We start from the raw sequence: 20,091 nt of genomic DNA, 5'->3' as shown, positions 1-20,091 counted from the left end.
GGTCGTTGCTTGGTCCTTTCCCATTCGCGACGACGATCAACCGCAGCGAGCGACGTACTGGGCGGTCGGCGGGGTAGGGCGAGCGCTATCCGGAAGGTGCCGAGTCGGCTCTGTGGGGGATTCGGCGCACAAGGTGGGACCGACGTGATGGGATCGGGCGCGGACGTGGCGAGGTCGTGGAGGGGATGAGTGGTTCTCGGGTTGCCGGCGGGCGTACGCGCCTGCCTGTTCGATCTTGACGGCGTCCTCACCGACACGGCAGCAGTGCACGCCGCGGCGTGGAAACAAACCTTCGACGAATTCCTGAAGGCGCGTGCGGCAGCGGACGACACACCATTCGTGCCCTTCGACGTTCATCGCGACTACCTCGACTACGTCGACGGCAAGCCGCGCGATGCCGGCGTTCGCGACTTCTTGGCGAGTCGCGGCATCGTGCTGCCCGAGGGATCGCCGGACGACCCGCCCGACGCGCAAACCGTCCGCGGGATCGGTAACCGGAAGAACGCGGAGCTGGTCCGCCGGATCCACACCGACGGGGTCGAGGTGTTCGAGGGGTCTCGGCGCTATCTCGAGGCTGCGCGCGACGCCGGGCTTCGGCGGGCCGTCGTGTCGTCGAGCGCGAACACGGCCGACGTGCTCGCAGTCACCGGCCTCGACAGCTACATCGAGCTGCGCGTCGACGGGGTGACCATCCGCGAGGAACATCTGTCCGGAAAGCCCGCTCCGGACACATTTCTCTTGGCGGCGCACCGGCTCGGGGTCCCACCGGAAGCGGCCGCGGTGTTCGAGGATGCCCTTGCGGGCGTGCAGGCCGGCCGGGCCGGTGGCTTCGGCGCGGTGGTCGGGGTGGATCGGGTCGGTCAGGCTGCCGCCCTGAGGGAGAACGGGGCGAGTGTGGTGGTCGCCGACCTGGCTGAGCTGCTCGACGGAGTAAGCGCGTGATCGAGCAGTCGGCGTACCCGGTCGAGCCCTGGATGGTTCGCGAGACCTCGCTCAGCCTCGACCTGCTCGCGCAGTCGGAGTCGGTGTTCGCGCTGTCCAACGGGCACATCGGGATGCGCGGCAACCTCGACGAGGGCGAGCCGCACGGCATCCCGGGGACGTACCTCAACTCCTTCTACGAGCAGCGGCCGCTGCCCTATGCCGAAGCAGGGTACGGATACCCCGACTCCGGCCAGACCATCGTCAACGTGACCAACGGCAAGCTGATCCGAGTCCTCGTCGACGACGAGCCGCTCGACGTCCGCTACGGCGAGCTGCACCACCACGAACGGCTCCTCGACCTGCGGGCCGGGACCCTGACGCGGTCGTTGGAGTGGGCATCACCCGCGGATCAACGAATCCGTGTGAAGTCGACGCGGCTCGTGTCGTTCGTCCAGCGGGCGGTGGCTGCGATCGAGTACGTCGTCGAGCCGATCGATGCTCCGGCGCGATTCGTCATCCAGTCCGAGATCGTCGCCAACGACGAGCTCACGCGGCTGTCCGGCGACCCCCGGGTGTCCGCGATCCTCGAGAACCCGCTGGTCGCAGTCGAGCACGCCAAGCAGGACTACGGCGGCATCCTGCTGCACCACACCAGGGCGAGCAACCTGTCGATGGCGGCCGGGACGGATCACATCATCGAGGGCCCCGGTCGGCTCGACATCGACACGGACGCGCGCGACGACTGGGTCCGGACGACGGTCGTCGCCAACGTCCGGCCGGGCGACAAGCTGCGCCTGGTCAAGCTGCTCGCCTACGGCTGGTCGAGCCTGCGGTCCCGGCAGTCGCTACGCGACCAGGTGGCCGCCGCGCTGCGCAGCGCGCGCTACTCCGGGTTCGACGGCCTGCTCGAGGAGCAACGGGCGTATCTCGACGAGTTCTGGGAGTCGGCGGACGTCGAGGTCGACGGTGACCCCGAGATCCAGCAGGCGGTGCGGTTCGGCCTGTTCCACGTGCTGCAGTCGGGCGCTCGCGCCGAGCGTCGTTGCATCGCAGCGAAGGGACTGACCGGCCCCGGCTACGACGGGCACACCTTCTGGGACACCGAGGGGTTCGTCCTCCCGGTGCTCACCTACACGCAGCCGAGCGCGGCGGCGGACGCGATCCGGTGGCGGCACTCGACGCTCGACCTTGCGAAGGAGCACGCGGCCAAGCTCGGGCTGCGCGGGGCGGCGTTCCCGTGGCGCACGATCAGGGGGCACGAGTGCTCCGGCTACTGGCCGGCCGGCACCGCCGCGTTCCACATCAACGCCGACATCGCCGACGCCGTCGAGCGTTACCGGATCGCGACCGGGGACGACGCGGTCGACCGCGGCGGCGGTGTGGAGCTGCTGGTCGAGACGGCACGACTGTGGATGTCACTCGGCCATCACGACGTCGATGGGTTCTGGCACGTCGACGGTGTGACCGGCCCGGACGAGTACAGCGCGATCGCCGACGACAACATCTTCACCAACCTGATGGCTGCGCGCAACCTCGAGGCCGCAGCGGATGCCACTGAGCGCCATCCCGACCTCGCCGCCGAGCTATCGGCGGACGCCGATGAGGTGGCCAGCTGGCGGGACGCGGCGGCCGCGGTCTTCATCCCGTACGACGAGAAGCTCGGGGTGCATCCGCAGTCGGAGGGCTACACCCGACACGAGATGTTCGATTTCGAGCGCTACCGCGACCGCTACCCGTTGCTGCTGACCGCACCGTACTTCGACCTCTACCGCAAGCAGGTGCTGAAGCAGGCCGACCTGGTGCTTGCGATGCACTGGTGCGGCGATCGGTTCACGTTCGAGGACAAGGCGCGCAACGTCGACTACTACGAGCGGCGGACCGTCCGTGACTCGTCGTTGTCGGCCTGCACCCAGGCGGTGATGGCGGCCGAGGTCGGGCACCTTCAGCTCGCGCACGACTACGCCTACGAAGCGGCGATGGTCGACCTGCGCGACTTGCACCACAACAGCCGCGACGGCTTGCACATGGCGTCACTGGCAGGCGCCTGGATCGCGTTGGTCGCGGGCTTCGGCGGGCTTCGCGACCACGGCAAGCAGCTGATGTTCGACCCCGCGCTGCCGCCCGGGATCAACCGGCTCTCGTTCTCGATCCGCTGGCGCGGGATCAGGCTGCGGGTGGCGTTCGACCACGACGAGGTGACCTACTCGCTGCACGACGGCGACCATGGTCGCGTCGAGCTGCACCACGACGGGGAGGACATCGTGGTCACGGACGCGGAGCCGGTGGTACGCCCGCTGAAGCCGCGGCACCCGCTGCTTCCCGAGCCGTCGCAGCCGGTGGGACGTGAGCCGGCCCGCCGGGACGTCACCGAGGCCGAGACCGGGAGGGGGATCAGCCAGCGTTCCAACGCGTGATCGCAGCGGTCTCGCGCTCCCAGCCCAGCACGCTGATCGTCGCCGTACCGAGCACCAGGCGCGCGCCGGCGATAGGAGCCAGGCCGATCCATCGGGCCGCGAGGATGCGCAGCATGTGGCCGTGCCCGAAGACCATCACGCGGCCGTCTACGGCGTGGATGCGCTCGAGCACACGGTCCGCGCGGGCGCCGACGTCGGCGAGGGTCTCGCCGCCGGGGCATCCGTCGTCGAAGATGTCCCACCCCGGCCGGCTCTCGCGGATCTGCTCGGTCGTCACGCCTTCGTAGTCGCCGTAGTCCCACTCGCGCAGCCCTGGCTCAATCTCCGCGCGGTCGCCGAAGCCGGCCAAGTCGGCCGTCTCGCGAGCCCGGCTGAGCGGGCTGGTCAGGACCAGGTCGAACTGCTCGCCGGCGAGCAGGTCGCGAAGACGCCCTGCCGCCGCGCGACCGTTCGCGTTGAGGGGTACGTCGGTGCGGCCGGTGTGGCGGAGCTCGGCGCTCCAGTCCGTCTCACCGTGTCGGGCCAGCCAGACCTCGGAGGGAGTCACCTTGGCAGCATGCCCGATGTTCGCAGCAGGCAGTAGGTTCAGCACCGTGCGAGGCGACCTCTTCTCCGCTGCCGTCCCTGGCGGGCAGGTCGGCAGCCGGTTTTCGGGCAACGACGAGCTGGCCGGCTGATGCCGCGGGTCGCCGACGTCGTCGCTGCGCTCGAACGACGCTACGACCCGGCCTGGGCGCAGGAGTGGGACTCGATCGGGCTGATCTGCGGCGACCCCGATTCTTCGGTGAGCCACGTCCATGTCGCGGTGGACCCGGTCGAGGTCGTGGTCGACGAGGCGATCGCGCTGGGCGCGCAACTGCTGGTCACGCACCATCCGCTGTTTCTCGGCGGCACCGAGTCGGTTGCCGCGACGACACCCAAGGGCCGGCTCGTGCATCGCTTGGTCACCGCCGGAGTCGGACTGTATGTGGCTCACACCAACGCCGATGTCGCTGATCCGGGAGTGAACGATGCCCTTGCCAAGACCCTCGGCTTGTCGGGCGTGCGCCCGCTGGAGCCGGGCACTGCACACGGTCTCGGCCGGGTCGGTGACCTAGCCGAGCCGATCAGCCTTAGGGAGTTCGTGGCTGCTGCCGCGGCTGCGCTGCCTAGCACGAGCTGGGGGGTCCGGTCGGGCGGCGACCCTGCGCGCCGGATCGCGACCGTTGCCGTGTGCGGCGGATCAGGAGGTGAGCTCGCCGAGCTGGCGCAGGCGGCCGGTGCCGACGTACTGCTGACGTCGGATCTCAAGCACCATCGTGCGGCCGAGGCGTTGGCGGACTACGGCGTCGCGCTGGTCGACGCCGCGCATTGGGCGACCGAACAGCCGTGGGTGGCCCGGGCGGCCGCCCTGCTGGTCGAGGACCTGTCCGCCGAGGGCATTACGGTGGAGGCCACGTCGTCGTCGATCGTCACCGACCCGTGGACCCTGCACGCCCATTCGTCTGAGGAATCGTGAACGCCACTCCCGAGGATCAGCTTCGCCTGCTCGACGTCCAGAGCCTGGACTCCGCGGTCGACCGGTTGGCGCACCGCCGCGCCACGCTGCCCGAGCTGGAGCAGATCGCGACCCTCGGCGAGCGGTCGGACGACATTGCGGATGACATCGTGCGGGCCCAGACCGAGGACAGCGATCTCGGGAGGGAGCAGGCGAGGGTCGATGCCGACGTCGAGATGGTGCGCGGCCGGATGCAACGGGACCAGCAGCGCCTCGACAGCGGGCAGGTGGGATCGCCGCGCGAGCTGGAGAACCTGCAGTCGGAGATCGAGTCGCTGCACCGCCGGCAGAGCGAGCTCGAGGACGCCGAGCTCGAGGTCATGGAGCAGCGCGAGGCGATCGAAGGGCGGCTGAAGCAGCTCCGCGACGAGCAGGCCGAGGTGTCGGCGGCGCTCACGACCGCGGAGCAGGCACGGGACGAGGCGTGGTCGGAGATCGACGCGGACACCGAGAAGGCGCGAGCGCAACGCGGTGAGCTGGTCGCAACGCTGCCGGCCGACCTGCTCGCGCTCTACGAGCGGTTGCGCGAGTCACTCGGCGGGGTCGGCGCCGCCGCGCTGCACCGGGGCAGGTGTGAAGGCTGCCACCTTCAGCTCAACACGACCGACCTGAACAACCTGAGGGAGGCGGCGCCGGACGAAGTCGTGCGGTGCGAGGAGTGCCGCCGGATTCTCGTCCGCACCCCAGAGTCCGGGTTGTGAGCCCCGGGCGGGTCATCGTCGAAGCCGATGGGGGGTCGCGCGGCAACCCTGGCCCGGCCGGATATGGCGCTCTCGTGCGCGACGCCGAGACGGGTGTGGTCCTGCGCGAGATGGCCGCGGGGATCGGGGTGGCCAGCAATAACGTCGCGGAGTACCGCGGGCTGATCGCCGGCCTGGAAGCCGCCCTCGACCTCGGCGCCGACGACGTCGAGGTCCGGATGGACTCGAAGCTCGTCGTCGAGCAGATGAGCGGGCGCTGGAAGGTCAAGCATCCCGACATGAAGGAGCTGGCCGCTGCGGCTGCGGCGATCGTGCGAGCGCTGCCCGCCGTGCGCTTCACCCATGTGCCGCGCGAGCGCAACCGCGACGCCGACCGGTTGGCCAACCAGGCGATGGACGCGCAGCAGGACGGGCGCGAGTGGCGGCCCGCGGTTGCGGATGTCGCCGACGGGTCTCGGCCGACGGCGGGCAACACGCTCTACGGCTGGAGCGCTCCGGTCGGTACGCCGACGGTCGCGATGATCGTGCGGCACGGTGAGACTCCTCTCTCGCTCGAGAAGCGGTTCAGCGGACGCGGGGAAGCCGAACTGACCGAGCGCGGCGCGGCGCAGGCCGCTGCCCTCGCGAAGCGACTGGCCTCGACGCCCGTCGACGCGATCGTGTCCTCGCCGCTGCGGCGGACCCGCCAGACCTCGGCCGTGATCGGCGACCTGCTGGGGATCGAGGTGACGGTCGACGACGGCTTTGCGGAGACCGACTTCGGCGAGTGGGAGGGGTTCACCTTCGCGGAGGTGGCCGAGCACTCCGGTGACCTGCTGAAGGCGTGGCTGGACGATCCGCGAATCGCGCCGCCCGGCGGCGAGAGCATGGCGGCGACCGCGGTGCGGGTTGCGGCGGCGCAAGAGCGAGTGACGACGGCGTACTCGGGGAAGATCGTTGTTGTCGTTGCCCATGTCACCCCGATCAAGCTGCTGCTGCGCGATGCGCTGGAGGCCCCGATGGACGCGGTGTTCCGGTTGCACCTCGATCCCGCGTCGGTGTCGATGATCGACTGGTACGCCGGGGGAGCCTCGGTCGTGCGGTTGATGAACGACACCAGCCACCTCGGCGACCTCGCCACGCCGCCGCGCCGCTGACCCGCGCGTGATTGTTCGTGATCTTGACGTAGGAGGCGCACGGAGTCGAGTTGTGCGCCTCCTACGTCAAGATCACCGAGGGCGTCGCTGATCGCGGTGCACGAGACACTTGCGCTGATCGCGCTCGCAGCGCTGCTCGTGGTCGCCGTCCGGCGACCACGAGGGCTGCCCGAGGTCGTGGTCGCGGCGCCCGCGGTCGGGTTGCTGCTCGCGGTCGGTGCGGTGTCGTGGGCGAGTGCGCGGTCAGAGGTCGAGCGGCTCGGACCGGTCGTGGGGTTCCTCGCCGCGGTGCTCGCCCTCGCGGCCAGCTGCGAGGGCGAGGGCGTCTTCCGCGCAGCCGGCCGGCTGATGGCGCGCGCCTCGAGGCGGTCGGCGTCGCGGCAGGTGCTGGCGGTGGTCGGGATCGCGTCGGTCACTACGGCGTTGCTCTCGCTGGACACGACCGTGGTGCTCCTCACGCCGGTCGTGATCGCGACACTGCGCGCGACGTCGGGGCCACCGCGACCTTCGTTGTATGCGACCGCGCATCTGGCCAACTCGGCGTCGCTGCTGTTGCCGGTCTCGAACCTCACGAACCTGCTGGCCTTCGCCGTACTGCCCATCTCGTTCTCGCGGTTTGCGGCGCTTATGGTGTTGCCGTGGCTGGTCGCGATCGCGGTCGAGACCGGCGGCTTACGGCTCGTGTTCCGTTCGGATTTCGCTACCCGACTGTCGCCTGACGGCGATCCCGACGAGCCGCTGCCGGTGTTCGCGACGGTCGTGGTGGTGCTGACGGTCGTCGGGTTCGCGCTCGCCTCGCTCGCGGGGATCGCTCCGGTGTGGGTGGCAACCGCCGGCGCGGCTGTGCTGGCGATCCATCGCCTGATCGCGCGGCGGACCGGCGTCGTCGAGGTCGTCCGGTCGACGTCGCCGTCGTTCTGCCTGTTCGTGCTCGGGCTCGGAATCGTCGTGAAGGCGGTTTCGAGCGATGGGCTCGCGCGCGTCGTCGGGCACGTCGTGCCGTCCGGCACCGGCCTGCTTGCGTTGTTGGGAGTCGCGGCCGTCGCCGCGGTGCTGTCCAACCTGATGAACAACCTGCCCGCGACCTTGGTGCTGCTCCCGATCGCCGCCGTCGGGGGAGTGGGCCCGGCGCTCGCGGTCCTGATCGGTGTCGACATCGGGCCGAACCTGACCTACCCCGGCTCGCTCGCCACCCTGCTCTGGCGGCGTGCGGTGCGCGACGTGCCCGAAGTGCCGACCGGGCGCGACTTCGCGACGTACGCCATCGCAACTGTGCCGGCCGCGATCGTGCTGGCGACCCTCGCGTTGTGGGCCGGGCTCAAGACGATCGGCGCCTGACCGCCCGGGCTTGCGCCCTCGCGGTGATCTTGACGTTGGAGGCGCACAACAGCGATTTCTGCGCCTCCAACGTCAAGATCACGAAAGCGGCGGAGGGGTGGTGGGGGGCTCAGCGGCCGGCGGGCGTTACCCGAGCGTGGCGAGCACGGTCGAGCAGCTACTCGCGTCGACGCCCGGGTTCGCCTCGACGTTCAGGCTGGTGATGACGCCGTCCTCGATGATCGCGGCGTACCGGGCCGAGCGTCGGCCCAGGCCGGCACCGGCCAGGTCGACGGTGAGCTCCATCGCATCGCTGAACGCGCCATTGCCGTCGCCGATCATCAGGATGTCCTCGCCGACCCCCTGCGCCTGGCCCCAGGCATCCATCACCCAGGCGTCGTTGACCGAGATGCAGGCGATCCGGTCGACCCCTTTGCCGAACAGCTCCTCGGTGTGCTCGACGAAGCCGGGCAGATGCTGGTTGGAGCAGGTGGGCGTGAACGCGCCGGGTACGCCGACCAGGACGACCTTGCCGGTACCGAGTAGCTCACCGGTCTGCGCCGATTCGTTCTTCCCGTCGCGGATGACCTTCACCTCGACGTCGGGGACCTTGCTGCCAACCGCAATCGCCATGTGGTCCGGAGCTCCTCGCGTGTTCAGGCTCGGTCGAGCCGCCCTTGGTCAAGTGGATGCCTCTGACTCTAGGCGGCGCTGGTCGAGCCGCGATCTTCGCCGTACCCTTGCTGCGGCGGACGAGTTGGCCGGACGGCCGCGTCGGCGCTTCCGCGGAAGCGTCGCCGAGGAAAGTCCGGGCTCCGAAGGGCAGGTGGTCGGTAACACCGACCCGGGGTGACCCGCGGGAAAGTGCCACAGAAAGCAGACCGCCCGTCGGCTCCGGCCGGCGGGTAAGGGTGAAACGGTGGAGTAAGAGCCCACCAGCGTCCGGGGTGACCCGGGCGGCTCGGCAAACCCCACCAGGAGCAAGGTCAGACAGGAAGCGTTCGAGGGTGGCCCGCCCGAGCTTCCGGGTGGACCGCTAGAGGTCGTCGGCAACGGCGACCCGAGAGGGATGGCCGTCGGCTCGGAGCAATCCGAGCGCACAGAACCCGGCTTACAGGCCGACTCGTCCGCCGCCTGGCGGGGTCTGTCCAGCCGATCCGCGAGCTTCGTCGGCATCGGCCTCGGGCGATGGCGGTCGGCACAAGTCAGCGTTCGTTGGTGGCGCCTCGTCCGGGATCTGCTCGGGCGTTGTCGTCGTCCTGACGGTCGCGTTCTGCTTGCGCCTGGTAGTCGTCCCCGCCGTCGGGTCCCGGGACCTGTTGCCCCTGAGCCGTACCGCGGTCGTTGCCGGTCGTGCGCTCGGACCCGTCGTCAACTGAAGATCGCTGCTCGCGGGCCTCACGGTCGGCCTCGGATGGCTCCGGCATTCGACGCTCCCTCCACGTTGACCGTCAGTGTTCCGCCGATCGGTGCCACGTACTCCTCGAGGGCCCAACCTTTCGAGGCGCCAGCGCTATCGCTGTGCCGCGCCGGCTTGCTTTTCGATGAGCTGTGCGAGCAGCCGGTTGTGGTCCTGGAGCAGGGTCGTCACGAACCGTCCGAAACCGATCGCGACCACGAGCTGGCCCATCCCGCCGTACGGCGCTGACCAGCTCACGTCGTCGCGCATCACCGTGCAATCACCCTTCGACGTGAAGTGGTGCTCGTGGTGCCAACCCCCGAACGGGCCGCTGATCTGATCGTCGACAAAGCCCCGCGGTGGGTCAGCCGATGTGATCCGGGTCCTCATCCGCCAGGGCACGCCCAGCCACCGCGCCTTCCAGGCAACCGTGTCACCGGGTTCCAGCGGATCAGGAGACACCGGCGGCAGAGCGCGCGCGTGCACCCGTGTCAACGCGCGTTCCTGGACCGGAATCGTCAGGGCGAGCCGGTACGTCACCTCGAGCGGCGCACGGATGGTGGTCTCCAGCTGAAGGCGGTTCACCGGACGGGGCTCGTTTGCGGAACGCCGTGCTCGGCCGCTGCCTTGATGTTGCGCAACATCCCGCCGAACACCAACCCGTGAAAAGGCGCAACGCTCCACCAGTACGCGTGCCCCGCGAGCCCTCGCGGATAGAAGACTGCGCGCTGCCGGTAGACCGACGACGCGGGACCGGTCGACTCGACCCGCATCTCCAGCCAGGCCCGGCCGGGCACCCGCATCTCGGCACGTAGCCGGAGCAGGTCGGCGCGATCGAGCTCCTCCACGCGCCACCAATCCAGGCTGTCGCCGACCGCGAGCCGGCGCGGATCTCGCCGACCGCGAGTAAGTCCCACGCCTCCGACGATGCGATCGAGGTGCCCGCGCAACGCCCAGAGCAGCGGATAGGAGTACCAGCCGTTCTCGCCGCCGACCGACTCGATGACCTGCCACAGCTGCTGCGCGGGGGCGGCGACCTCGACCGTGCGGTCGTCGACGTACAACGAGCCACCGGCCCAAGAAGGATCGCTCGGCAGCGAGTCGCTCGGGGCGCCGGACCACTGGGCCGATGACCAGCGGGTCTCGACAGCCGCATCACGGACACGTTGAAGCGCAAGGCGCAGTGCGCTGTCGACGCCGATCGGGGCCTCCGCGTCTGAGGACCACGGCGGCGGTGGACCGGTGCACACCATCTCGTGCCGCAACGACTCGACGAGCGGGCGCGCGAGCCGGCCCGGCACCGGCGTGACGAGGTTGACCCAGTAGCTCGACAGCCGCGGGGTGAGCAACGGCACAGGTACGACGACCCGCGGGCGAAGGCCGGCGACATCGGCGTAGCGCTGCATCAGCTCGCCGTAGGTCAGCACGTCCGGGCCGCCGATGTCCCAGCCGCCGGCCGCTTCGGGGCCGGCGGAGGCAGCGGCGACCAGGTGCTGCAACACGTCGCGCACCGCGATCGGCTGCACCCGGTTGCGAACCCATCTCGGGGTCACCATCACCGGAAGTCGCTCGGTGAGATACCGAAGCATCTCGAACGACGCGCTCCCGCTCCCGAGGATGATCGCGGCTCGCAGCACGACCGTGTCGACGCCTGTGCTCGCCAAGATCTCGCCGACCTCTCGACGCGACCGCAGGTGTGGCGACACCGTCTGGTCGGCCGGCTCGAGCCCACCGAGGTAGACCAGCCGGGCCACGCCCGCGTCGCGGGCCGCACCAGCGAACACCGTCGCTGCCCGCCGGTCGGTCTCCTCGAACCCGACCGCTCCCAAGGAGTGAACGAGGTAATAGGCCACCTCGACGTCCGCGAGGGCCTGGATGACATCACTTGCGTCGGTGACGTCGCCGCGTGCGACCTCGACCTGATCGCGCCAGGGTGCGTCACGGAGCTTGTTCGGGTCACGGGCGAGGCAACGAACGTCGAAGCCTGCCTCGAGCAGCCGCGGAACCAGCCGGCCGCCGATATAGCCGGTGACCCCCGTCACCAGACAGCGCGTGCCCATCACTTCACGTTCGCACGGAGCGCCGAGCCGGATCGCCGCGACCCTGCCGAGGCGATCGTCCGCTGCCTGACCGATTCGTCCGCCTGATCGATGAGGATGATCGGTCTCAGCTGGTCTTCAGGGCGGCGTCCAGGCTGTCGTGGATGACGAATACCTTCTCCAGGCCGGTGATCTCGAACAACCGGCGGATGTTCGGCTGAGTACAGACCAGCCCGAGGTCCCCGCCGCTGCTCAAGGCGGCCTTGCGCACCGTGACGAGCACGCCGAGCCCGGTGCTGTCGAGGAAGTCGACGGCCTCGAGGTCGATGATCAACTGGTACTTGCCGGTCGACATCAGTCCGGCGAGTCGATCGCGGAGCTGGCCGGCGCTGGCGAGATCGATCTCTCCGGCCACGGACACGACCGTGATTTGGTCATGGTCGTGCACGCTGAAAGTGAGGTCCACAGAGTCGCCTTCCGAAGCGGGTCGAGCAGAACGGGACTGCACGACGCTTCTGTCGGGCGTAATCATCATAGCGGCGGCCGAGGTCTCAGCCGCCCGAAACAGCTCGGACGCAGGTCGGTCGCGCCGGTCGGGCATCGGCCACTATCCTTCGCTCGTGTCGACGGAGCTGGAAGAGTGCGAGGACAACCTCGACGCGGCTCGAGAAGAGACCCGGCAGCTACGCAAGGCGATCGACACCCGTGCACCGATCGAGCAGGCCAAGGGCATGCTCAAGCTTCTGTTGAGCTGCGACGACGAGTTCGCCTTCGCATTGCTCGTGAAGGTCTCGCAGATGACCCAGACGAAGCTTCAAGTCGTGGCGCGGGACCTGTGTGAAGGGTTGACGGGAGCGGACTCGTTGCCGCCGGTATTCACCCGCGCCTACCAACGGCTCCAGGAGCAAGCCGGCGGCTAGCCCGGTCACGTCGTCGCCGCTTCCATGATCACGGCGCACTTGTGACACCGCTGATCGTCCGGTACGTCGGCCCAGACAAGGTCACCGATCGGCTCCATGTCCAGGCGGTCCCCGCACAGTGCGGTGCCGTCACCATCGAGCGCACAGACGGTGCCGGCGTCGTCAAGCCGGCCGGGCGACGGGCGCGGGTGGCCAGCGGGGGTCGACACAGACCAGGCATGCCCAGCAGGAGGGAGTTCATATCACCGCTGGGGAGGTAATTTTGCCGGTCGGCCGCGGCAGCACGCAAAGGTCGAGGTGCCGACTCCCCTCTGCCGGCACCTCGACGTCTCTGCGGATCGCTCAGTGCGATGCGGGCCCCATCCATCCGGCGGTGCCGTAGGCGAGGTTGTCCACGCCGATCGTGGTGCCGACCGCCGCTGACGTGGTGGTCAGCATCCCCACCCGGTACCCGCCGATCGACGTACCGGTGTTGATGTTGCTCACCGTCTCGGACTCCAGCGGAGTGGTCGCATCCCCGGCGAACATCTCGACCTGGAAGGTGCCACTCGCGGCCGAGACCAGGTGCCACTCGATCCGAACCCACTGGTTCAGCGGGATCGACTTCGAGAAGGTCAGCTGGGTCGTGCCGTTCGCGTCGCCCATCGCCAACTTGCCGGCGCTCGTGACGGTGACCTGAGCGTCGCGGTTGCCCGACGGGTCACGGACCTTCAGCACCGGGAAGCTGGTGCTCGGGTTCGCTGACAGCTTGAGGTAGGCCCGGCCGTATGCCGAGCTCGTCGTCGCGATCGAGGCCGAGCCCCAGCCGAGGTAGCACAGCTGGTTGGTCGGGGAGAGCAGCGCGGCGTAGTTGCCGTGCGCCGGTGCCGCGTTGCTGTACATCACGGTGCCGGACGCGCAGTTCAACTGGTCAAGAGTGTTACCCGATGCGCCGCCGGAGTTGGCGATCGTGATCTTCACGTTTCCGGTTGCGCCCTCGAAGGTGTTGGAGAGCAGCGCGTTGTTGACTGCCGGCGTCGTGGCCGTCACGTCACCAGACGACTGGCCCCAGCCGCCGCTGTTGTGCGCGACGACCTCGTACCAGTACGTCGTCTGCGGTGACGCGCTCGTGTCGGCGTACGACGTCGAGCTCACCGATGTCGACAGCGCGGTGTAGCCGCTCGTCGCTGACGTCGAGCTGCGCTCGACCTCGTACGACGTCGCGGTCGGCACCGCCGCCCAACTGAGGTCGATCTCGGTCGGTGACTGGGCCGAAGCCGTCACTCCGGACACCTGCGCCGGCACGACCTCGGGAGTCGTCACCGACTGCGTGGCGGAGTAGGCGCCGGGGCCGGCCGTGCCGATGGCGACCACCCGGTAGTCGTAGCCCGACATCTGGCTGACCGACGTGTCCGCGAAGCTCGTCGCGGTCAGACTGGAGCCGACGACCGTCCAGCTGCCCGCGCCTGCTGGCGATCGCTCGACGTTGTAGGTGTTCGCACCCGGGGCGACGCTCCACGCGAGGTCGACTTCCTTCGGTGACACCGCGGTGGCGGACAACCCGGTCACCTGAGCCGGAAGGGTCGTGCCCGTCGCCGGACTCGATGGCGTCCCAGGACCGGTCGTGTCGAGCGGGATCACTTCGTAGTCCGCGGCGGCGCCGGGGGTGAGGCCGGTGTCGGCGAACGACGTACCGCTCACTGTGCCGAGGTCGGTCGGGAAGGATCCGGCTCCGACCGCGCCCTTGCGGATGTCGTACGACGTCGCGCCGGTCGCCGCGGTCCAGCTGAGGTCGACCTCGTTCGTGCCGTTGCTGGCGGCGGTCAGACCGGTCGGCTGGCCCGGCAGCAGGGTGACCGACGAGGTCGCCGACGGCCCGCTGTCGCCCGCGGCATTCGTCGCGACGACGCGGTAGTCGTAGCTGGTTCCTGGCGTGAGGCCGCTGTCCTGCAAGGACGTGCCGGTCACCTGCGACCCGACGTCGGAGAAACTGTCCGCACCCGACACCGAGCGCTGCACCTGGTAGGAGGTCGCGCCCGAGACCGCGCTCCAGCTCACGTCCGCCGCGGTTGCGGTGACGCCCGACGTGGTCGGCGCAGCGGGAGCCGCCGGCGGCGCGATGCCGAGCACGGGCTGCGAGAGGCCGGTTTGTGAGTAGGCGGCCAGCTCGCCCGGCTGGGTCATCTCGATGTTGCACTTTCCGATGTCATCCCACTGCAGCATCGCCTTGATGTTCGGGTAGTTCGGCAGCACGCTCGGGATCGAGCTGTACCAGCTCGCGGCCGCGGTGCTGTCGTTCGGGTTCGCCACGGTGCCGTACTCGGGCAGGATGAACGGCTTGTCGCCGTACCCGTTGGACTCGAGCCATTGGTACATCGGGTCGATGGTCTGCTGGAAGCTCTTCCAGGTCCCGCTCGAGCTCTGGCAGTTGTAGAAGTTGTACGGGTCGTACCCGATCCAGTCGACGTACGCGTTGCCCGGGTACAGGCTCGGGAACATCGAGTAGCGCCCGCTGTAGCCGGTGGTCGTCCAGACCCAGACGACGTTCGTGACGCCTTCGGCGGCGAAGACGTCGTGGATGTGCTGGTAGGCCGCAATGTAGTCGGCGGCCGTTCCCGACGTCCCGACCATCAGGTCCATCTCGTGGTCGAAGCTCAGCATGATCGGCTGGCCGAATGCCTTGATCGACAGCGCGGTCGGAATGATCACCGAGCTGTCGTAGTCGCCGGCGGCGATATCCGCCCAGGAGATCTGCTGGCCGGTCGAGAAGATCTTCGGCTGCCAGTCGTCGAAGATGATGTGGCCCGACGCAGCGAGCGTCTTCTCGTAGCTGTTCGGGATCGCGCCGTTGGTGGTCGAAGGCCCGGAGAAGTCGTGGTAGTGGTACACGATGTCGAAGTTGCGGCCGACCTCGGACTCGAGGTTCGTCGTCACCGTCGTCCAGGTCTGGCCGGAGGTGAGTGGGGCGTAGGCGCCCCACAGGACGCCACAGCTAGGCACCAGCAGGGACGACCGCTGACACTGGTTGGTCGCGGGGGCGCTGGCGCTGGCGATGCCGGGCATCGTCATCGCGAGAAGGCTGAACAGGATGCCGCTGACGAGAACAACCGACGCACGCGCCGCGGTCCGCTTCGCACTGAGGAGATTCATCAGTGGGCTCCGATGACTAGTCGTTTATGACCTGACGACTAGTTCGTCGACGCCGAAAAGGACTGCGGGCAGATGCAAACGCAAGGCCCTAACGGACTAGGCCTCTCGGGTGACCGGCCGCCGCGGGCAGACCTGCTCCTGCGCGTGTTCTGAGCAAACTCAGAGGCTCTGCGCGCACCATGAGGCCATGACCCGCCCGAGCACGGTGTCACCGCCGCCGCAACCCGGGCGCGTGCCGGCACCGGCACCACCACTGCTGGGACCGCACTGGCGCGACCAGCGGTTCCGGCAGACCGGCTGGGTGCTGCTCCCGTTGCGTGGCTTCCTTGCTGTCACCTTCGTCGTCGCCGGCCTGCAGAAGTTGGCGAACCCCGCTTACTTCGACTCCAACAACCCGATCTCGTTCGCCGCGACCATGCATGCGCTGCAGCACGCGAGCCCGATCGTGCCGCTGCTCTCACTGTCCGAGCACGCGCCCGGGCCGGTCGGCCTGCTCATCGCGTTAGGCGAGCTTGCGGTCGGGATCGGCATGTTGATCGGGCTCTGGACCCGGCTGGCCGCAGCGGGAGGTCTGTTGCTCTCGCTCACGTTCTTCCTCACCGTGAGCTGGAACACCGCGCCGTACTACTACGGCTCGGACATCGTGTTCGTGTTCGCGTGGACGCCGTTCGTGCTGGCCGGGGCGGCCGGGGTCCTCAGCCTGGACGCCATCATCCAGGCGAGGGCACAAGCGCTGTACGCGCGCGCCCGCCGCGGCATCGGCGGACCGTTGACCGTGGACACCGCCACCGATCTCGACCGCCGCAGGCTCGTCATGGGTATGCGGGCGGCGGCGCTGGCCGCGGCGGGCACGGGCGTGCTCGCCGTCGTCACTGCCGTGCTCGGGCGAATGATCGGAGGTACGTCGACATCCAACGCGGCGAGCACGCGACCTCTGAGTCCGCCGAGTACGACGGCCACGACCCGGCGGCACAAGCACAACCACCACAACCCGGCGGGGACCCTGATCGGTCCGGCCTCGGCGGTGCCGAAGGGCCAAGCGCAGATGTTCCGCGATCCCTCGAACGGCCGACCTGCGTACGTCGTGCACGAGCCGGACGGGAAGTTCTCAGCCTTCTCCGCGGTGTGCACGCACGCCGGCTGCACGGTGGGTTTCGACGCGTCCGCGCAGGAGTTCATCTGTCCTTGCCACGGCGGCACCTACAGCGCGCGCACCGGGCAGGTGCTCGCCGGTCCGCCGCCCGCGCCGCTCAGCCCGATCAACGTCGCCGTCAGTGCCGGCGAGATCAGGGTGGTGTGAGGTGTCGACCCGACAGTCTGTTCAGCTCGGTCTCGGCAGCCAGGTCGACGAGCTGGTGGCCACCGCGATCGGTGAGGCGCACCGCAGCGACCCGGTCCGCCCGCACACCGGAGGTCCGGCCGGCAATGCACGCCTGACCGCGTGGCTGGGTGCAGCGCTGCTGCTGCTGTTCCTTGCCGAGGCGTTCACCCTGGTCTCGCTGCACCGGTTCATCGACGTACACATTCTTCTCGGCGGCGTGCTGGTGCCCCTCACCATCGCGAAGACCGCGACGACCGGCTGGCGGATCGCGCGGTACTACTCCCGCAGTCCGGACTACGTCGAAGCCGGGCCGCCTCCGCTAGTGCTGCGCGTGCTCGGGCCGCTGGTCATCCTCACTGCACTCGCGGTGCTCGGCACCGGCATCGCGCTGGTGGCGGTCGGAGCCGGCGGGGCCTTTCACACGTTGTTCTCGGTTGCCGGATTCCGGGTCTCACCGCTCACGTTGCATCAGGCGGCGTTCGCGGCCTGGCTGGCAGTGACGGCGTTGCACGTGCTCGCGCGCACGGTGCCGGCGCTGAAGGTGATGGCGGGCCGTGCGGACCGCGCCCCGGTGCCCGGGAAGGGCTTACGGGTGATTGTGCTCGTGGGGGCCGTGGCGCTCGCCGTGGTCTGCGGTGTGGTGCTCCTGCACGTCTCCGGGTCGTGGACGCATCAGCACGGCTTCCACGGTTTTCCCTTCGGCCACGGAAAGCGGCTGATCCCTCCCGGTCACTGACCCGGGACGTCGTCAGCCCGCAGATCGCGGGCTCCTCACCCGAACGGGCCAGCCCACGACCGCGTTCGGCGCTGTGCACGGGCACTGTCTGTGGCCGATGGCTTAGTAGTCGACGATTACGCGTCGGCGGCAACTGGAAGGCCAACTCGTGTCCGGCGCATCGCTCGTGCTCCGGTGCGCGGTGTGCCACGAAAAGGCCAGCATCGCCTCGAGGCGAGCGTTCAGCGCGTTCGATGATGCTCATCACGCGTCCTGTGGAGTGCGCGTCACGTTGACCAACGCCGAGCTCGACGTGCTTCTCGATCTCCCGCCGGAAGACCGGTAGCGGCACGGTGCGCGTCGTCGGGCCCGGTGGGATCCAACGTTCACAGCCGGCGGTAGACCGGGTCACCCGAACGGCGCAACGAAAAAGGGGGCGCTTGGCGCTTTCGCCGGTCGGGTTCCGCATCGACACTGTTATTGGCCGCAGCGATCCAGCGCCGCAGCCACGGGTGACCGACTCGTCAACGGTCGTTGAGAAGGCTGGCCCCTGCCCCAATCGCGCATCCAGGGTTAGGGAGAAGGACCAGGGGCCAGCCCTCGACGCGACGCTTGAGATATCGGTCATTTAACCGACCCGCTTGACTCAACCGGCGGGTAACTTGCCCGCTATGTTCCAACGCCCTCAGTGTGGCGGCGCGTGGGCTGCGGCTCGACCGTCCTGATCGGCTTCCGGCCCGGCCACGGCGAGCCCGACCCGCGCCACCTCGGGCTCGTCCACGTTCGTCGCGTCGATGAACACGTGGGTGATCACCGGCCAGCGGGACCGGACCTCGCGGTCGATCTCGGCGCTGACTTGTTCGATTTCCGTGGAGCCGAGATTCTCGGCCAGGTCGACGCGTGCGGCGAGCAGGATGGAGTCGACGCCGAGATACATCGTCAGCAGGTCGACCACATCGTCGATCGCCGGGCACTCGTCGACGAGAAAGTCGCGGATCGCCTGCGTGACGTCCGGGCTGACCGCCTCGCCGATCAGCAGCTCCCGCGTGTCGCGGCCGAGCCCGATCGCGACCGCCACGAGCAGGACGGCGATCAGCCCCGCGGCCACCCCCTCCCATCGCTGGCTCCCGGTCGCCCAGTGCAGCCCCAGACCGGCCGCTGCGAGCACGACACCGACCAGCGCGGCCGAGTCCTCACCGACGACGGTCTTGAGACTCAGGTCGCGGGTCGTCCGCAGCTGTTGCAGGGAAGAGTGCTGCGCGGCCCTGGCCTCGCGTCGCAGCTGCACCGTCGCGCGCACCGCCGACGTACCGTCCGCGATCAGCGCGACACCGAGGACGGCGAAGTTCACGGGGTAGTACAGCGAGCCGGTCGGCCGGGGGTGGGCAAACGCCGAGTACGCCTCCATCAACGAGAAGCCGGCACCGGCTACGAGGATGCCGACCGCGGCAAGAAGCGACCAGAAGAAGCGCTCCTTGCCGTAGCCGAACGGGTGTCGCTGATCCGGTGGGCGACCGCTGCGTCGCAGTGAGGTGAGCAGGAACACCTGGTTGAGGCAGTCGGCGACCGAATGGGCGCCTTCCGACAGCATCGCCGCCGAGCCCGTGGTCGCGCCGGCGACCAGCTTGGCCACCGCCACGGCGACGTCCGCGGCCAAGGCGATCCCGACGGTTCCCTTGGTATCGGGCGGGCGCGGACCGGCGCCCGGAGGGTCCGTGGTCTCCGGGTCGGGTCGTCGGCCGGCGTGGTTCACCCTGGCGGTGTACCCGCTACGGCGGGCAGAGATCGTCGCCGGAAGTGCTCAGTCGTCCACGGCATTCGGGTCGTCGAGGCGCACATTGTCGACACCGGCGGAGTCCACCAGCCGGCTGATGAGGTCGTGCGGCGAGGAACGGCCGTGCACGTGCATCATGAGCTCGACCGAGCCGTCCTCCACCTTCGTGGTCGTCTCGTCGATCGCGAATCCGGAGGCGGTGGTGATCGACAGCAACTGGCGGAGCATCCCCTTGCCGTCCGGATACCGGACTCGGACGACCGACTCCGCGTAGGAGGAGCGCGGCAGCCGATGGCTGACGGCGGTGAACGCGAGTGCAACGAGGCCATAGATCGCGGTGCCCACCACCGCGAGAATCGGTAAGCCGGCGCCCGCCGCCGCCCCGATTGCAGCGGTCACCCAGATCGACGCAGCCGTGGTCAGCCCGCGCACCGAGTCCTGACGGACGAAGATGATCCCGGCGCCGAGGAAGCCGATGCCACTGACGATTTGTGCGGCCATCCGAGAGGGGTCGAGGATCACCCGGTTCGCCTCGAGCACGTCGGTGAAGCCGTACTTGCTGACCAGCATGAACAACGCGGCACCGACACCGACCAGCGTGTGAGTGCGCAGGCCCGCACTCTTCTGCTTGATCTCGCGCTCGAGCCCGATCACCGCCGACAAGCCGAAGGCCAGTGCAAGCTCGCCGATCTGCTGCCACCCCTCGATGTTCGAGCCGGCCGTTGCTGTTGTGCTCGCGTCAATCACAGAAACGGCGAATCACCA

19 protein-coding genes and 1 other RNA gene are annotated in these 20,091 nt (G+C 69.1%); 10 read left to right on the top strand and 10 right to left on the bottom strand.

The window, feature by feature from the left end; all coding sequences use genetic code 11:
* The first annotated feature begins 189 nt into the window (after positions 1-189).
* Both VME70_10035 and VME70_10030 read left to right on the top strand, forming a co-directional pair.
* A complete protein-coding gene (locus VME70_10035; GenBank protein HTW20535.1) occupies positions 190-942 on the top strand; it encodes a beta-phosphoglucomutase family hydrolase in 753 nt (250 codons plus the stop codon).
* Positions 939-3,338, top strand: coding sequence for a glycoside hydrolase family 65 protein (locus VME70_10030; GenBank protein HTW20534.1), 2,400 nt, complete (start codon positions 939-941; stop codon positions 3,336-3,338). Before VME70_10035 ends, VME70_10030 begins: the two co-directional genes overlap by 4 nt.
* Here the strand turns inward: VME70_10030 and VME70_10025 are convergent.
* Complete coding sequence (locus VME70_10025) at positions 3,316-3,885, bottom strand: histidine phosphatase family protein (GenBank protein ID HTW20533.1); 570 nt, start codon at positions 3,883-3,885, stop codon at positions 3,316-3,318. The genes VME70_10030 and VME70_10025 overlap by 23 nt on opposite strands.
* Before the next feature lie 129 nt (positions 3,886-4,014).
* Here VME70_10025 and VME70_10020 point away from each other — a divergent pair, with 129 nt between their 5' ends.
* The 4 genes from VME70_10020 to VME70_10005 all read left to right on the top strand — a co-directional run bounded on the left by VME70_10020 (position 4,015) and on the right by VME70_10005 (position 8,050).
* On the top strand, positions 4,015-4,836 hold the full coding sequence (locus tag VME70_10020; GenBank protein HTW20532.1) for a Nif3-like dinuclear metal center hexameric protein: 822 nt from the start codon (positions 4,015-4,017) through the stop codon (positions 4,834-4,836).
* Entirely contained in the window at positions 4,833-5,576 is a 744-nt protein-coding gene (locus VME70_10015; protein ID HTW20531.1) for a C4-type zinc ribbon domain-containing protein, read from the top strand. The genes VME70_10020 and VME70_10015 overlap by 4 nt, the downstream gene beginning before the upstream one ends.
* A complete protein-coding gene (locus tag VME70_10010; GenBank protein HTW20530.1) occupies positions 5,573-6,712 on the top strand; it encodes a bifunctional RNase H/acid phosphatase in 1,140 nt (379 codons plus the stop codon). Before VME70_10015 ends, VME70_10010 begins: the two co-directional genes overlap by 4 nt.
* Before the next feature lie 96 nt (positions 6,713-6,808).
* Positions 6,809-8,050 (top strand): SLC13 family permease, encoded by a 1,242-nt coding sequence (locus tag VME70_10005; protein HTW20529.1) that lies wholly within the window; start codon positions 6,809-6,811, stop codon positions 8,048-8,050.
* 126 nt (positions 8,051-8,176) lie between these two features.
* Here VME70_10005 and VME70_10000 read toward each other — a convergent pair whose 3' ends face one another.
* Positions 8,177-8,662, bottom strand: a complete 486-nt coding sequence (locus tag VME70_10000) for a peroxiredoxin (protein ID HTW20528.1) — start codon at positions 8,660-8,662, stop codon at positions 8,177-8,179.
* 120 nt (positions 8,663-8,782) lie between these two features.
* On the opposite strand from VME70_10000, the gene rnpB reads away from it, so the two are divergent.
* Positions 8,783-9,159: RNase P RNA component class A (gene rnpB, locus VME70_09995), an RNA gene on the top strand.
* A gap of 75 nt (positions 9,160-9,234) precedes the next feature.
* On the opposite strand, the gene VME70_09990 is transcribed toward rnpB, so the two are convergent.
* From VME70_09990 to VME70_09975, 4 genes are all read right to left on the bottom strand, one after another.
* A complete protein-coding gene (locus VME70_09990; GenBank protein ID HTW20527.1) occupies positions 9,235-9,456 on the bottom strand; it encodes a hypothetical protein in 222 nt (73 codons plus the stop codon).
* An 86-nt stretch (positions 9,457-9,542) separates the two neighbouring features.
* Entirely contained in the window at positions 9,543-10,013 is a 471-nt protein-coding gene (locus VME70_09985; GenBank protein ID HTW20526.1) for an SRPBCC family protein, read from the bottom strand.
* A complete protein-coding gene (locus VME70_09980) occupies positions 10,010-11,488 on the bottom strand; it encodes an SDR family oxidoreductase (protein ID HTW20525.1) in 1,479 nt (492 codons plus the stop codon). The genes VME70_09985 and VME70_09980 overlap by 4 nt, the downstream gene beginning before the upstream one ends.
* A gap of 106 nt (positions 11,489-11,594) precedes the next feature.
* Positions 11,595-11,933, bottom strand: coding sequence for an STAS domain-containing protein (locus tag VME70_09975; GenBank protein ID HTW20524.1), 339 nt, complete (start codon positions 11,931-11,933; stop codon positions 11,595-11,597).
* A 154-nt stretch (positions 11,934-12,087) separates the two neighbouring features.
* Here VME70_09975 and VME70_09970 point away from each other — a divergent pair, with 154 nt between their 5' ends.
* The gene (locus tag VME70_09970; GenBank protein ID HTW20523.1) at positions 12,088-12,387 is read left to right on the top strand and encodes an ANTAR domain-containing protein; all 300 of its coding nucleotides are present in this window, start codon (positions 12,088-12,090) and stop codon (positions 12,385-12,387) included.
* A gap of 5 nt (positions 12,388-12,392) precedes the next feature.
* Here VME70_09970 and VME70_09965 read toward each other — a convergent pair whose 3' ends face one another.
* The gene (locus tag VME70_09965) at positions 12,393-12,596 is read right to left on the bottom strand and encodes a hypothetical protein (protein ID HTW20522.1); all 204 of its coding nucleotides are present in this window, start codon (positions 12,594-12,596) and stop codon (positions 12,393-12,395) included.
* Positions 12,597-12,729: 133 nt separating this feature from the next.
* Positions 12,730-15,516, bottom strand: a complete 2,787-nt coding sequence (locus VME70_09960) for a fibronectin type III domain-containing protein (GenBank protein HTW20521.1) — start codon at positions 15,514-15,516, stop codon at positions 12,730-12,732.
* 187 nt (positions 15,517-15,703) lie between these two features.
* On the opposite strand from VME70_09960, the gene VME70_09955 reads away from it, so the two are divergent.
* Complete coding sequence (locus tag VME70_09955) at positions 15,704-16,816, top strand: Rieske 2Fe-2S domain-containing protein (protein HTW20520.1); 1,113 nt, start codon at positions 15,704-15,706, stop codon at positions 16,814-16,816.
* A 1-nt stretch (position 16,817) separates the two neighbouring features.
* Positions 16,818-17,573, top strand: coding sequence for a hypothetical protein (locus tag VME70_09950; GenBank protein HTW20519.1), 756 nt, complete (start codon positions 16,818-16,820; stop codon positions 17,571-17,573).
* Between the two features lie 664 nt (positions 17,574-18,237).
* On the opposite strand, the gene VME70_09945 is transcribed toward VME70_09950, so the two are convergent.
* Together VME70_09945 and VME70_09940 are read right to left on the bottom strand one after the other, a co-directional pair.
* On the bottom strand, positions 18,238-19,305 hold the full coding sequence (locus tag VME70_09945; GenBank protein ID HTW20518.1) for a cation diffusion facilitator family transporter: 1,068 nt from the start codon (positions 19,303-19,305) through the stop codon (positions 18,238-18,240).
* 48 nt (positions 19,306-19,353) lie between these two features.
* The gene (locus tag VME70_09940) at positions 19,354-20,073 is read right to left on the bottom strand and encodes an MgtC/SapB family protein (protein HTW20517.1); all 720 of its coding nucleotides are present in this window, start codon (positions 20,071-20,073) and stop codon (positions 19,354-19,356) included.
* Positions 20,074-20,091 lie beyond the last annotated feature (18 nt).

The sequence above is a fragment of the Mycobacteriales bacterium genome (genome assembly GCA_035504215.1).
Taxonomy (GTDB): Bacteria; Actinomycetota; Actinomycetes; order JAFAQI01; family JAFAQI01; genus DATAUK01.
The sequence above is the reverse complement of the archived record's forward strand: the minus strand, read 5'-3'. Positions and strand labels throughout refer to the sequence as shown.